Here is a 15245-nt window from a genome sequence, read left to right as displayed (position 1 = left end):
AACATCCCTGACCGATTTAATTGCACCTGAACTGTATCTGCATCCCATAAAGGGGTATTGACTGCACCTGGACAAATGCTTACTACCCGGATACCATGGCGGCTTTCCTCCGCTGCTAGAGTCTTGGACAGGGCAATCATACCTGCCTTACTAACGCTGTAAGCCCCCCATTCCGGCAAGGGTTGCTTAGCAGCAATTGATGCCACGTTAATGATCGTGCCTTGGTGCTGGGCACGCATAGCAGGCAGAACCCCCTGGATGCACTGAAACACACTGGTCAGATTAAGGTCAATTAAGCGCTGCCAATCTGATAGCGGTGTCTCACTGAGATATCTAGTGTAAGCCATTCCCGCATTATTGACGAGAATAGTGATCGGAGCAAAATCTGTTGTGATTTCTTCTATCCAAGATCTAACCTGCTCCAGCTCAGCTAAATCAAATGGATAAACCTTAGCTTCCACCCCAGCCGCCCTAGCAGCAGCAGCAACCATCTCTAAGTTCTTCCGGGAACGGCTGACTAAGGCTACATCGATTCCTGCCTTAGCAAAGGCTAAAGCTGTTTCCTTGCCAATACCACTACTCGCCCCAGTAATTATGGCGCGTCGCTCCACAGTCGTCGATGTCATCAAATTTTACAAGATTTTGTTACAAATGCTTCTCTACGGTCTGGATAAAACTCAGGATTGCTCCGAAGCAAATGCCCACATAAGGCAGGTATTTGGTTTAAATCTGCTAGCTTTAAATTCGCTAGGTCAGCTACCAGGTCACCAGAGGTTGACCCAGTCGAATTAAGCTTAGGTTTAGTGAGTTGGTTAGGCACCGAGATTATAGACACGCCCTTAGGGCAGTTAATCTCCAAAGGCACAGCTAGGTTTTCGGTGTGTCCGAAATTGTTTAGCAAACTGACTAACTACCTTAGAATATTGTGAACATTTGTTAATTGTATCATCATCGGCAAACTATTGAGCTACCAAGTGGGCTGTCAATAATAAACTTTGACGATAGAAAAATCGGGATAGGGTAATTGGTAATTGGGCTACCAAGGTAAACATCGGAGAAAATGGCAAGCATGATTAGCTCAATGCCCCAGAGGATGAGCCCCTTGCTATATATAGCTATATCACTTGTCACGCCTTAAGTTGGTAGCTGTAATTGCTAACGAACCTAACTATACTTGAGATCATCAACAGTTGAGCAGCAACGCCTTGGCCACTTGGCAGATATACATCTGGCCCCTTTACCTGTTCACTCCTTCAAGACTAACTTTCTACAAAAATACCCATATTTCGGAACTTCTGATAGCGCAAATCCCGGCGCTGTTGAGCCGTTAATTGAGTTAGTTCTGCCAGGTTTTCCAAGAGGGCATCTTTGAGGATAGAGGCTGCTGCCAAGGGATCCCCATGAGCTCCCCCTATGGGTTCCGATAAAACTTTGTCAATAATCCCTAATTCTTTGAGGTCCCAAGCGGTAATCTTTAACGCTGCTGCTGCCTGCTGTCCTTGGCTAGCATCTTTCCAAAGGATGGCGGCACAAGCTTCTGGGCTAGCTACAGTGTAGACAGCGTTTTCAAACATCAAAACCCGATCACCAACACCAATTCCCAAAGCACCGCCGGAACCTCCTTCACCAATAACTGTACACATAATGGGGACATCCAGACGAAACATTTCTCGGAGGTTATAAGCGATCGCTTCTCCTTGTCCGAGTTCTTCCGCCTTCACACCAGCCCAAGCACCAGGGGTATCAATAAAGGTCAAAACCGGCATACCAAAGCGATTAGCGTGTTCCATCAGCCGCATCGCTTTACGGTAGCCCCCAGGGGAAGCCATCCCGAAGTTGCGAGCTACATTATCTTTAGTATCCCGACCTTTTTGATGTCCTAATATTACCACAGCACGACCCGCCAAAGAGCCAATCCCTCCTACTAGGGCTGGGTCATCATAACCACCGCGATCGCCATGCAACTCAAACCACTGATCAGTAATTGCCTGAATATAATCGAGGGTACTTGGACGCCTAGGGTGACGGGCTAGCTGTAGCCGTTGCCCTGGTGATAAACTATTGAAAATTTCCTGACGCAGTTGGATTGCTCTTGTCTCGAGTTGGCGGATTTGGTCAGAAACATCGACATTGTTTTCCTCTGCGAGTTCCCGAATTTGCTTAATTCGTTTTTCCAGCTCAACCAGTGGCTTTTCAAAGTCGAGACTAAAGGTTCTGTTTTTTGCTGGTGACATAGTTACTGGTCATTAGTCAATGGTCAGTGGGTTTCTGGGTCAGATTACAGGCCATAACTCAAGATTAGCTTACCATCAAAATGAGATGCGAATCCCACGCTTCTCTTATATCAAATCTCGTAGCATTAGAATTTTTGACAACTTGGATTTGCCTCAATTGACGCTCTCCCCATCCCACCATCTCTCCATCTCCCCATCACTGTTTACAATTGACGATGTAAACGGCAACGATATTATTAGTAGGCGTAGGGCTAATCTCGTGCAGCCTTGGCTTAATCCCCAAATCTAGACATACTGTCATTGCTATTGACCGGAAACTTTCCCAGATTGGTGAATTACTGGGGAAAATAGAGATCTGAACAAGAGGATGGGGAAGATTGGGATGTAATACCATTGAATATCCACATCATAAGAAGCTGACGGGGAATAAATACCCCGGCTCGTTTTTCCGCCCCGGTCTCTCATTTCTCTTCCCCGGTCGCCCATAGGCGGGGTTTCCACACTCCCTGGGATTTTTGATCAGGAAAATTCGTGACACTGCTATACCTTCCTTTTTTCAAGCACTTTCCAAGGAACGTCAGTCGGATTTCTTTACCTTACTAGAACGGTCGAGCCAACAAACGACCCCTTTATCTACTCGGGAACAACGTCAAATCAGAAGAGCCTTGACTGGCCAGATGACATCCCACTCGATTGAGAAAGCAGCAAAACTCGCCAATATTTTAGTGGGAATTGGGGTTTCGGATGACCTAGAGCCTTTGTTGCCCCTTCTCAAAGACCCAGAGGGAGAAAAAATTTTACAAACTGCCTATCAATTTGCTAATCTCCAAACCAGTACCCGTAACATTGTTACCGCTGCTGAACGAGCTGCTAAAGTGGTGTTTGCCCTGAAAACTTATGCCCATGATGATTCTAGTGGTAACAAAATAGAAGCAAATATTATTGAAGGGATTGAAACTATTTTAACTCTCTATTATAATCAACTAAAATACGGGGTCGAAGTGATTAGAAATTATGACTATTCCTTGCCTGCTATTCTTTGCTATTCCGACCAACTTAATCAAGTTTGGACGAACTTAATTCATAATGGCATTCAAGCTATGGATAGTAAGGGAAGCTTAACCATTGATGTTAGAAAGGAGGATGATCAGATAAAAGTCAGTTTCACTGATAGTGGTAAAGGAATTCCCCCGGAGGTTATACCAAAAATATTTCAGCCTTTTTTTACCACTAAACCCCCTGGAGAAGGGAGTGGTTTGGGGCTAGATATTGTTAAAAAGATTGTGGATAAACATCAGGGTCAGATTGAGGTGGAGTCGGTGCCTGGAAAGACGAAATTTACAGTAGTGTTGCCAATCGAGATAGTTTCAGAGTAATATCCTAAATCCTATAGCGCTCCGCTTTAAATATTAACATATAATCGTAACATATCATCCTGATTTGTCAAGTACTTTACCGAAAATTACTGAATCTTTTAATTACTAGAGAGACTAATTGGTTGGAGCCCAAGATAATGACAAGTTTAAGTAAAACTTAAATAATTATTAATGTAAAGTACCCTTTACTAAGTTTCGCAAAAATTGTCAAGTCCTTGTCTTGATGCGTCGCTTATTTAAAAATCCTGAATCCTTTCCTCCGTCTAGGATTTAGAACTATGACTAGAAAAAAATGTTAATATTTGTTACTTATTTGGTTAAGGTTATGTCTTCTTTCTATAAGTCTGTGTATAATGATTTTTGGTTGGCTGAAGTTAATAAAACTGAAGCTAACGGACATTTAAATTTTCTGATTTTTAGATGAGCTTTAGAGAGAGGTCTAGTTCTAACACGGCTTAGCCTCTGAAGATTGCTCTAGGAAATCTAAACTCAAATTTAGATGTCCTAGGAGTAGACTACACCAAAAAAGGTTAGATAAGGATAACCTAAAAATGAAAATGATGCAAAAATTATTGCAAAAGCTCAAGACAGCAACAGTCATCGCACTGATCAGTGTTTTTGTTCTGTTAAGTTCTGGATGGACAAGCACCGCAGTTGCTCAATCCCCTATGGATCAGCTGGTAACGGGCTATGTATCTAAAGTAAATGTCGCCAATCTCGACCACGCCATCTTCTTTTACCATGAGCTTTTGGGCATGGAATGGGATCATTCCCAGGATACAGACCGTTGGACGCAGTTCTTTTACCCCAACCTGCCTGGCACCAAAATTGGCGTCTACGAAGGCCAACCTACAGGAACGGGAGAAGCCGTACTAACACTAGTTGTAAAAGATATAGAGAAAGCTAGGTATTTCCTCATCTCTGAAGGGATTGATGTGTCACCGATTCAAGATGTTGGTGGAGGAGTTCTATTAGCATTCTTTAAGGATTTTGACGGCAACAGCTTAACTCTTCGCCAGCAAGGGTAGTAATTGGTCTTGACTAGTAGTTGGTATTAACTTTTCAGTGACTGTTTATAAGGTAAATCTAATTACCCCTTAAGTCACAGAATATTGGTGGGTTACGGCGGATAGCTCTGTTCAAAAACGCCGATTAGCGAGCCTTTTGGTGGTGCGTTACGGTGCGGACTATCCCAACGCTGGCTACCGTAAAAATAAGGACAAGTCCGCCCCTAACGCACCCTACGCAACTTCAAACAACGGCTATATTCACCCAACTATTTTCAAATAAAGCGTTTCGCTCAAATTTCGGATGAATCCGAACAATATAAATAGATTTCTGATCACTAGCAGATGTTTTATGTTCCGCTTCAGTAATTTTGTACCAATCTAGAGGAAAGCATTCACGGCTGTACAAGCTGTAGTAAAGATCATGGCTTGTTAACAGGGATGGTGCTAGTTTAAATTGAATCGATTCTCCCTTTTTCAAGGCACCATAGAAAAACTTGGTTTCTGGATTCGGTACAGGTAAGAATACTTTTTTAACAAATGCCTGGGGTAACCATTCCTTAAAACGCAACAGGTTAAAAACATAATAATTCAACCAGACATGAAGCCAATTTTTTCGTTTAATTAGGTCACGGTAAAACCTGTTGATATCAGTAGGGGCGTTAATTTGCTTGGCATCTACGACGTTAACACCATCTGCTTTAACAGTAGGTTGCTCTACTGTGTCTGACCAGTGATAATACCGCAAACCTAATAAGTATTTACCTGGTTTCAAGCTCACGGATTCCCATTGGTTTTCTCCGGATACGGTTAGGGAGCTGATATTAGTGATGGTTTCAAAATCTGGTAGACTATAAACTACTAATGTCCAGGATTGGGCTGATTGTTTAGCTGCACTGGCATCAAAGCTAATTACTTCTTTGACCTGAATCGGTCCAACTAGAGAAATAATAGCGTGAAGATTCCAACGAGCTCGACTCATTGCCCAAATTAATTTGATGGGCTTTTTTAAAAACTCCGCTGATACGAATTGCCACTCAATATTTTTGGTGTTTTTTTGGGCGGTAAAGTATCCTCCAATGGTTTGCATCACAAATCTTAGGATGCGGGAAAAGATGAAAGACAGTATGGATAAGGGGATTTCCCAGAAAAGCTCTATATTAGTCATTTGTTTGTATAGGGGAGGGAGCAGAGAGTAGGCAATAGGCAATAGGCAATAGGCAAGAGGGAAAAAATAATGTGTACCTCATAGCTATGATAAAAGCTATATATATTTAATTGGTATTGTTAATTTTACCTGTTACCTTTTCCCTGTTACTTGTTACCTTTTAACTTTTTAATTTTTCAGTTTTAATCGGTTGTTGGCGATAATTGCAACTATAGCATCTGGTGCATCAACATGGAGGTTATGTCCTCCTGATAGTGTTACTGTTTGAGCGTGAGGTATGGCAGCTTGTTGCAAGGCTATGTCTTCGGCTCGGTTAAAGTTACTATTATTGCCATAAACTAAAGTAGTTGGAGCTTTAATTTGACTCAGTAGCTGTGTGTACTTATCTCGATTAAAAGCCGTTCCACTTAAACTAATTCCTGTACGAATTTGCAGTCTTGGATCCCAGCGCCAGCATACACCACCCTCACAAGGTTCGGTAAGTCGCTGAGCATGTTTTAATGCCAATTCTTCAGAGAGGTTGGGGGTTAAGCGACGCAGACGATTAGCAGCAGCTTCGATATTCCCAAAGACCTGGTGTTGGGGTGGGGAAGCGAGATAATCTAGGTGGGTTGCTATCTGTTGAGCAGTTTGATCGTCCTTCTGTTCTCCTGGTAGCACCGGCTCCAGCAATAGTAATGATTTGACCTTTTCGGGTCTGACACTGGCAAAGGTGGCAGCAACCACAGCCCCCATGGAATGACCAATTAGAATAAATGGCTGGTCTGTCAGTGCTGTTGCATTCGGCTCTGCTGTGCCAAAAGCGATCGCCTTTGGCGCGGCAGAGCCGATCGCATCCAAATCCCCTAAGTAGTCGATTAATTGATAAGACCCTCCCATACCCACATGCTGGGAACGTCCATGGCCTCGCTGGTCAGGTGCAACGACTCGATATCCCATACTTGCTAAGGGACGGGCAATTTCTTCCCAAGCCGCCCCATGTTCTAAAACACCATGGACACATAGGATTAATTCTCCATCCGCCGGACCCCAACTACACAGACAAAGCTGTAAACCCCGCACGTCTAGATAAGACTCCTGCATCGGTTCAAGTTCTTCGCGTAGCGTGGCCTTTTGGCCAAGGTTAGGAGGTTGAAGGTTATCAGGTTGAAGGTTATCAGGTTGAAGGTTATCAGGTTGAAGGTTATCAGGTTGAAGGTTATCAGGTTGAAGGTTATCAGGTTGTTCGCCCTTCGGGTTCGAGTAGGGTAGGTTGGCTGATTGGGCTGAAGGTTCAAGCAGTAATGGCAATTGATAATCCAACCGTGTCGCTACCTCTTGGGCAAAATTCCCCAAAGGCCGGGGCAGCTGGATTTGCCGCCAAACCTCTCCCAAAGCCGAATCAATTTGGTTATGGTTGCGGAAATTGGGGTCATCTACCGGTAGGGATTGGGGATGAACTCCATCGGTCATCCGCTGGCCTTGATAGGGTTCTAAAACCGCCTCATCAAAAGGAATACCCAGAAACTCACACAACCTTGCCATCACCTTAGCAGGTTGCTTGACTAGTTCCTCGTAATACACTAAATGATGATTAGATGGTGCAATTTCCTGGAAGAAGTCTAGGATATTACGGTTACAGGTTGTCCAAACTTCCTCTGCTAGCCAATAAGGGTCTACCTCATCATTACCAAAGATTTTATCCATCCGATTTTTCACGAACGAATCAATTACGGCATAGGGATGACGTACTAGATGAATATACTTAGCTTCTTCAAATAAATCTTCCGCGTGCCGTAGGGTTTCCAGACTGCCAGCATAAGTAGGAGACTTATCGACAAGAGTACATTTACCCGTTAGTTCCTGTAACCTGCCATAAACCTTCTGAATTGACCAGTCTTGCTGGGTTATCTCCTCCACCAGTGTTGTACTTGCTTGGGCATCTAGGTTCATAATTTCCATGAAAGCTCGCGCTAACCCTTCTCCTAAGTGAGTTGAACCTAGGGATTGATTGCGTTCAGCCATGGTTTCAAAGGGCAATAGGTGTAATTCTGGTGGACAGAATAAATCCCGATGACCAGCTAGCATCACCCGCAGTAAGGTGGAGCCTGACCGAGGGCTACAGAGCAAAAACACCATGCTCCGATTGCGCTGGGTGGGTTTGGTAAAATTGCGTTCGCTATTGTTATTCCATCCCCAAGGATTAGCCCAATTCTTAATATCTGAGAGACTAGTAGTGGTCAATGAGGTTTGGGTTGGCTGGGGCTGATGAAGCCGTTCCATCTCCAAAGCCAAGTACTCAGCTAGAGCCGTAATCGTTGGTCGCTCATAAAACTCCCTAGGATAAAGCGTTATTTTCAGGTCTTTCTTACAGGCATTGAGTACTTCTACAATCATTAAGGAATCAGCACCCAAATCCATCAGGTTGCTCGACCCTGAGATTTCCCGACTTATCCCTAAAGCCTTAGCAATCTGTTGCTTCAGGTAATTTTTTAATAACTCTTCCCGTTCGGTTGTTGTAATGGCGAGCAGTTGAGCAAAAATCCCAGAATTGTCCTTTTCCCCATCCTCCTGAGGCGGTAGTGTTTCTGTTGTGATTACCTCTGATAGGAATAACGGTAACTCTACCGGTAGTCGTTCTTTTAACTTTGACCACTCCACCGGTAATACCCCCACCTGAGCCCCATCTTGTGCCAGAAGTTGTTCGAGTATCTGTAATCCCTGTGGTGCTTGAATCGGTTCTATTCCCAGCATTGCCATCCGTTTACCGACGCCAGCGGCTAAACCCATCTCAGCCCAAGGCCCCCAATTAATACTTAAAGCGCTTGCACCTTGCCCTTGTCGATAATGGCTGAGGCTATCTAAAAATCCGTTAGCTGCGGAATAGTTTCCTTGACCAGGGGTACCTAGGATAGAAGTAGCGGAGGAAAATAGTACAAATAAGTCTAGGGCCATCTCCTGAGTCAACCTGTGTAAATTCCAGGCTCCCTCAACTTTCGGCTTCATCACCTTCGCAAATTTTGCCCAATCTTGATGCAGCAGCACCCCATCCTCTAGGACCCCTGCACCATGGATAATTCCTTTGAGGGGGGGTAGGGAAACCTGAATTCTCTTGAGACAGTCCCTAACTTGTGCTTCCTGGGATACATCCACCTGCTCAAGGACTACCATCACACCTTGTTCTTCTAATTTCCCTATTATTTCTGACGCCCTAGGATTTGGTTGGCTTCGTCCTACCAGGACTAAATACCTTGCGCCCTTATCTACCATCCATTCAGCTATCTTTAACCCCAGTGACCCCAAACCACCGGTAATTAAATAGGTGCTATCTGGTTTTAGCTGCAATGGTAAGCTCCCACTTTGGGACTGTTGCTGTTGATGAATCAGGCGAGGCACATAGGCTTGTCCTCCCCTCAATGCAATTTGGTTTTCTCCCTCTGGCCGTAATATCTGGTTGAGCACCATTAATGATTGCTCTTGGTAGTGCTGCTGGGTTCCCTCACTTGGTTCTATGTCTATTATCCCTGCCCACAGTTCTGGATGTTCTTGGGCAATAACTGCCCCTAAACCCCATAGGGGAGACTGGGCAATCCGTAAGGATTTTTTCGTCTTACCTACCGGTTGTGTGGCCTCGGTAACTAACCACAGACGAGGGGGTTGAGCTAATTCTGCTTTGACTAACGCTTGCAGCAGATGCAATACACTACCACAACCGTTTTCTAAGGTTACATCTAGGGGAAATGTTTGGAACTGCTCCAGTGCGGGAGTATCTAAACTCCACATATGAACCACAATCACAGATGTTGCGTTTAGGGATTCGACTTGTTGAGCTAACAGACGCTGAAACTGTTGCGGTTGTGCTGGGTTAATTTGATAATGGTTTGCTTGTAATTGTTCATAACTTGAGCCAGGGGAAATTAGCAAAATTCGGTCGGGTGTTGCTTCCAGCTGCTGTTGAACTAATGTTTCTCTAAATGTTTCTCCAAAGCCCCCTTTATCGGCAAAAATCAACCAAGTTGTAGTAGATGTAGATATATCAGTAGATACATCAGATCCATCTATATCCTTGGGTCGCCATGCTATCTCATACAACCAATCCCCATAGGAGGCAGTGGAGAGTTGACCATAGGAAATCGGGGATAATTGTTTTACTGAAGTGGTATCTAGCCAATACCGTTGCCGTTCAAATGGATAAGTGGGTAGGGAAACTAGACGACCGGGGTTATCCTGATGGAATCTTCCCCAGTCTACTGATGCGCCATGTTTATATAGGCTTGCCAAACTTTCCAGCATTTGCTGACTATCTGGTTTTCCTGGGCGCAAACTGGGTATAGCCGTGAGCTTTCCTTTGGGTAAACACTGCCGACCCATTCCCAATAGGCTAGGCTTTGGTCCTACTTCCACACACAGATGATAACCCTGTTGATACAGGGTTTCCATGCTCTGGTAAAATTTAACGGACCCACGGACATGGTCACACCAATACTCGGTCGTAGCGATCGCGGCAGTAGCTAATTTTCCAGTTAGATTCGAGATTATCTCTATTTGCGGGGGATGTAAGGATATTTCCGATAATACCTGGGCAAAATCTGCCACCATTGGTTGCATGAGGGCAGAATGGAAGGCATGAGAGACTGGCAACTTTAGTGATTTGACCTTTTGAGAGCGTAGTCGGGCTATCACGGTTTGAACCGCCTCACTTTCCCCAGAAATCACAATATTTTCCGGACCGTTAATGGCAGCGATTGAGACTTTGTCGGATAGGGCTTGAATTGCCTCAGTTACCTGCTGCTCATTGGTCAACACCACCGCCATCTCACCACCTTCTGGCAACTGTTGCATCAAACGCGCTCTTTGGGCAATCAGCTTTAGCCCATCTTCTAAGCTAAAGACTCCTGCTACAGTTGCTGCCACATATTCCCCAACACTATGACCCATAACCACGGTTGGTTCGATGCCCCAAGACCGCCATAACTGAGCCAGGGAGTATTCTAGAGCAAATAATGCTGGTTGGGTGTAGGCCGTTTGATTTAATGTTGAGTTGTCACTGTTGTCGCTGAAGATTTCCGCATACAGCACATCCAGTAACGGCTGTTCTAAATAGGATTGCAGAATTTCGGCGCATTGGTCGAGATAGCCAGCAAATATTGGTTGGGTTTCGTAGAGTTGCCGTCCCATACCACTATACTGAGAGCCTTGACCGGTAAAGAGGAAAACGATTTCGGGGGGAGTAGGGCTATTTTGTGCTATTTTATCCGAAATCGTTTCGCTTTGTGTCAACTTGGTCAGTTGTTGCTGCAACTGGTCAGTGGATTGGACTAGGAGGGCTAGACGATAGTTAAAATGCGATCGCCCTTTATTGCTGGTCAAACAAATATCTGCCAGTGTGCTTGATGGCTCAGATGCTATGAAGTCTATGTATCGCTTTCCTAGGGCTTGCAGGGCGGTTGCCGTTTTGGCAGACAAGGTAAATAGATGATAGTTTTGCTCTTGATCGTTTTGATCTTGAGATTTTTTTTCTTTATCATTACTTGTCGCTTTTGTCAAGTCTGGCGCTCCTTGTAGCACCACATGAGCATTGGTTCCTCCAAAACCGAAAGAACTTACACCAGCAAATGGCGGAATAACATCCCATGGCCAAGGCTCCCACTGCTGCTGTACTCGCAGGGGCAGTTCATCAAAGGGAATATGGGGATTTGGCTCCTGGAAATGGAGGCTTGGTAAAAGTTCTTGGTGCTTGAGGGATAGGGCGACTTTGATCAAACTAGCAATACCAGCAGCTGCTTCTAGATGACCGATATTAGATTTGACCGAGCCAATAGCAACAGGCTTGTTGGTAGGGTGCGTTAATAACGCACCGGATAACGCACCGGATAACGCACCGTAGTTATCAGAGTTGTTATCAGAGTTGTTATCAGAGTTGTTATCAGAGTTATGTTCCAAAAGAACCGCTTCGCGATCGGCGAAGCCGCGCCAAAGGCGATCGCGTTTTAGGACATTTCCCAAGGCCATCGCTTCAATCGGGTCTCCCAGTAGGGTTCCGGTTCCATGGGTTTCTACATACTGCACATCTGACGGTGAAATGCCCGCTTGCTGGTAGGCCGAGACTAGAACAGCTTCCTGAGCATCTCTACTAGGAGCCGTTAGCCCATTGGTGCGACCATCTTGGTTAACCGCACTGCCTCGAATCACAGCATAAATTGGATCTTTATCGATCAGGGCTTTGGATAGGGGCTTTACTACTATCACCCCAGCCCCCTCGCCCCTGACAAAGCCATTGGCACGGGAATCAAATGCCTTACAGCGACCATCAGGAGATAAAGCCGTTAACTTACTCAACCCAACCGTCACCACTGGGGTTAGCATCAAATTCACTCCCCCTGCTATGGCTACGCTTGACTCACCATTCCAGATACTCTGACAAGCCAAATGAACAGCAACTAGGGATGAGGAGCAAGCGGTATCAACCGTTAGACTTGGCCCTTTTAAATTCAGTAGGTAGGAAATGCGATTAGCTGCCATAGTGGAAGCTACACCAGTATTGGTATATCTATCCACCACCTCTGGACTTTGGAGGAGCAGCTGACCATAATCATTAGTGGAAATGCCAACAAAGACCCCCGTTTGGCTTCCACTGATTTGGCTAGGCACTTGGCCTGCATCCTCTAGTGCTTCCCAAATTACTTCCAACAGTAGTCGCTGCTGGGGGTCGATATAGGTAGCTTCCCGAGGAGCAATGCCAAAGAATTCTGGATCAAATTGATCAACATGCCCTAGGAAACCACCATAACGGCAATACATTTTGCCTGGTGCGGTGGGATCCCCGTCGTAAAATTTCTGGATATCCCAACGGTCTGGTGGCACTTCAGTAATAGCATCCACACCATTTTTGAGCAGTTGCCAGAAGGAGTTTGGGGAAGAGGCACCTGGAAAGCGGCAGCCAATCCCGATAATAGCAATAGGTTCTTTTAACCCTTTCCTCTTTTGCAGCTGCAACTCAAGAAGGGCGCGTTTTTCGGGGGAGAGATTGGCAATCCGCTTAGCAATATCATCCACTGGCAACATAGATCGAAACATAGATCTAGGAACTATTTGATGGGTTTTCCCAGAATTTCTTGGATTTGTGCTTCTGAAAGCATTTCCAACTCAGCTAAGAGTTGGTCTACCTCTTGATCACCACTGGAGGAAATCGATTGAACCGTCACCGGTGAACGATAAAAGGGTGTCGAGGTGAACCGATCCAGATTCTGGAACTGTGCCTCCCATAATTGTTGCATCTCACTACCTGCACTCGACACTCTCGGTTCGATTTTTCTTGGGCTGTCCCCCTGGTTTGAGTTGCTTTGTTGACTTACTGTGGCCAGATATTGGCCAAGGGACTCGATATTGGGATAATCATAAGCCAGTGTAGGAGACAGAGGCACCCCTAACCATTCTTCGAGATCATTAGCTAGTTCGACTGCTGTTACTGAATCTAGACCATAATCAGCAAAAGACTTGCTGATGTTAATAGACCTGGCAGGAAGTTTTGTTTCTCGCGCTAGCCAATCTACTATCCACTTTTGAAGTGTATGGCGGGTTTGCTGAAGGCCGATAGTATTAGTAGTGGGTTCTTTTTCTGGTTTGGTTGGGGCAATCGTTGGCTGTTGCGCCAAGCTCGATTGCCCTACAACTGTCAAGCTATTGTTTAGAAATCCAGCTCGACAAGCATGGCGCTGTACTTTGCCACTGGATGTCTTGGGAATACTATTGGTCTTGAGCAATAACACAGCATAGACTTGAAGCTGGTATTCTTGGGAGATGGCACTGCGGATGGCTTCAACCACTTGATCTACATCTAGTTTCCGCAGGTAATTCCTGGAGACTTCTTGGACAATCACCAATTGCTCAGCCTCTTCCACTTCCACAGAAAAAGCTGCGCCATAGGCAGGGCGAAGAGCCGGATCACTTTTTTCTACGGTCAATTCTATGTCTTGGGGATAATGGTTGCGACCCCGGATAATAATTAAATCCTTGAGACGACCTGTTACAAACAACTCACCATCCTGGATAAATCCTAAGTCACCAGTGCGCAGCCATGGTCCTGAACCGGTATCAGCTAGATAGGCATTAAAGGTTTTTTCCGTCACCTCTGGTTGATTCCAATAGCCTTGAGCAACGCTTGGCCCTTTTACCCAAATCTCTCCGACAGCACCGGCTTCGACTTGGGTGAGGGATTGGGGGTGTGCGATCGCAATTTTTTCATTTAACCAAGTCCGCCCACACCCGACCAGGATTCGAGTCGGCACACTACCATTAGACTGACCATTAGACTGACCATTAGACTGATTGAGACGATTTTCTGGCACGGGAACCACTCGATTTTGTTCAAGAGCTTCCCCTTCAAATTCCCTTACCACTGGAGGTTGGTCTTTCAAGCCCCCAGTGACTAATAATGTGGTTTCTGCCATGCCATAACAGGGGTAAAATGCTTCCCGACGGAAGCCACAAGGGGCAAATTTTTGAGCAAATCGCTCTAATGTCGAGGCTCGAACCGGCTCTGCACCAGTAAAGGCCGTTTGCCAACTGCTCAGGTCTAGGGTTTCTAATTGCTTAGCTGTAATTTTCTGCACACACAGCTCATAGGCAAAATTCGGAGCACCACTGGTAGTCACCTGATATTTTGAAATTGCTTTTAGCCAGCGGTAAGGCTTGCGGAGGAAATCTACTGGAGCCATCAGGATGATGGGAAGACCAACATAAAGGGGTTGTAGGATGCCACCAATCAGTCCCATATCATGGTAAGCGGGTAACCAAGATAATCCTCTGCTTTCGGGTGTATCTTGGAAACACTGATTAATCAAAGCTGAGTTATATAGCAAATTCCCGTGGCTAACCATCACTCCTTTGGGTTTACCCGTTGAACCAGAGGTGTACTGTAGAAAAGCCAGGGTGTTGCTTGTTTGGCGCGCGGGCGGTTGTGTCTTGGCGCGCGGGTCACGCGCGACGCGACCCTTAGAGTCCGGGTGCTGCCAATCGGATTCCTGGTGCGTAGGCAGATTGTCAGTAGCCAGCCACTTCAGTTGCTTGTTGGCGGAATTTTCAGCTAGCTGAGTCTCTATTTTCTCTAATAGAGGGGTAGTAGTGAGGGCAAATTTGGCCTGAGCATCTGCCACAATTGCCTCTAGCCTGGACAAATTTTGATTGGAGCGGGGGGGATAAGCGGGAACGGCTAACACTCCCGCATACAAGCAGCCGAAGAAGGCTGTGATAAACTCTAAACCGGGTGGATAGAGTAGCAACGCTCGCTCCCCTTTAGCGTTCTGGTGTAGAAGCTCGGATGCGATCGCTTGGGCTTGGTTGTCTAACTGTTTATGGGTAAGGTAGCGGTCTGGGGTTTCCCCGTTCAGTAGAAATGTATAGCCTATTGTTAACTTTTATAACCCAATGCTTACAGCATTTTGCTATACGAAAGGCCTCAAGGTTAAGGCTTCAATTAAAG

7 protein-coding genes are annotated in these 15245 nt (G+C 45.5%); 2 read left to right on the top strand and 5 right to left on the bottom strand.

The genetic code is table 11. The annotated features are described in order from the left end of the window. Both F6K20_RS05465 and accA read right to left on the bottom strand, forming a co-directional pair. A partial coding sequence (locus F6K20_RS05465) for an SDR family oxidoreductase (protein ID WP_287294012.1) occupies nt 1-626 on the bottom strand: 626 nt, incomplete at its 3' end. A 633-nt stretch (nt 627-1259) separates the two neighbouring features. After that, nucleotides 1260-2234 carry an acetyl-CoA carboxylase carboxyl transferase subunit alpha gene (accA, locus tag F6K20_RS05460; protein WP_008179444.1) on the bottom strand — a complete coding sequence of 325 codons (975 nt, stop codon included), beginning with the start codon at nt 2232-2234 and terminating at the stop codon, nt 1260-1262. A 515-nt stretch (nt 2235-2749) separates the two neighbouring features. Between accA and F6K20_RS05455 the strand changes: the two genes are divergently transcribed. Further along, nucleotides 2750-3610, top strand: coding sequence for a sensor histidine kinase (locus F6K20_RS05455; RefSeq protein ID WP_287294010.1), 861 nt, complete (start codon nt 2750-2752; stop codon nt 3608-3610). Between the two features lie 551 nt (nt 3611-4161). Continuing rightward, on the top strand, nt 4162-4638 hold the full coding sequence (locus F6K20_RS05450; protein WP_287249205.1) for a VOC family protein: 477 nt from the start codon (nt 4162-4164) through the stop codon (nt 4636-4638). Nucleotides 4639-4861: 223 nt separating this feature from the next. Here F6K20_RS05450 and F6K20_RS05445 read toward each other — a convergent pair whose 3' ends face one another. The 3 genes from F6K20_RS05445 to F6K20_RS05435 form a co-directional block, all read right to left on the bottom strand. After that, a complete protein-coding gene (locus F6K20_RS05445; RefSeq protein ID WP_287294008.1) occupies nt 4862-5785 on the bottom strand; it encodes a DUF6208 family protein in 924 nt (307 codons plus the stop codon). Nucleotides 5786-5953: 168 nt separating this feature from the next. After that, the gene (locus tag F6K20_RS05440; RefSeq protein WP_287294006.1) at nt 5954-12841 is read right to left on the bottom strand and encodes a type I polyketide synthase; all 6888 of its coding nucleotides are present in this window, start codon (nt 12839-12841) and stop codon (nt 5954-5956) included. An 11-nt stretch (nt 12842-12852) separates the two neighbouring features. Further along, nucleotides 12853-15153 carry an AMP-binding protein gene (locus F6K20_RS05435; RefSeq protein WP_287294014.1) on the bottom strand — a complete coding sequence of 767 codons (2301 nt, stop codon included), beginning with the start codon at nt 15151-15153 and terminating at the stop codon, nt 12853-12855. Nucleotides 15154-15245: the final 92 nt, after the last annotated feature.

This window comes from Moorena sp. SIO2C4 (genome assembly GCF_010672485.1).
Classification (GTDB): domain Bacteria; phylum Cyanobacteriota; class Cyanobacteriia; order Cyanobacteriales; family Coleofasciculaceae; genus Moorena; species Moorena producens.
Note: the sequence above shows the minus strand (reverse complement) of the source record. Positions and strands in the feature narration are given on the sequence as shown.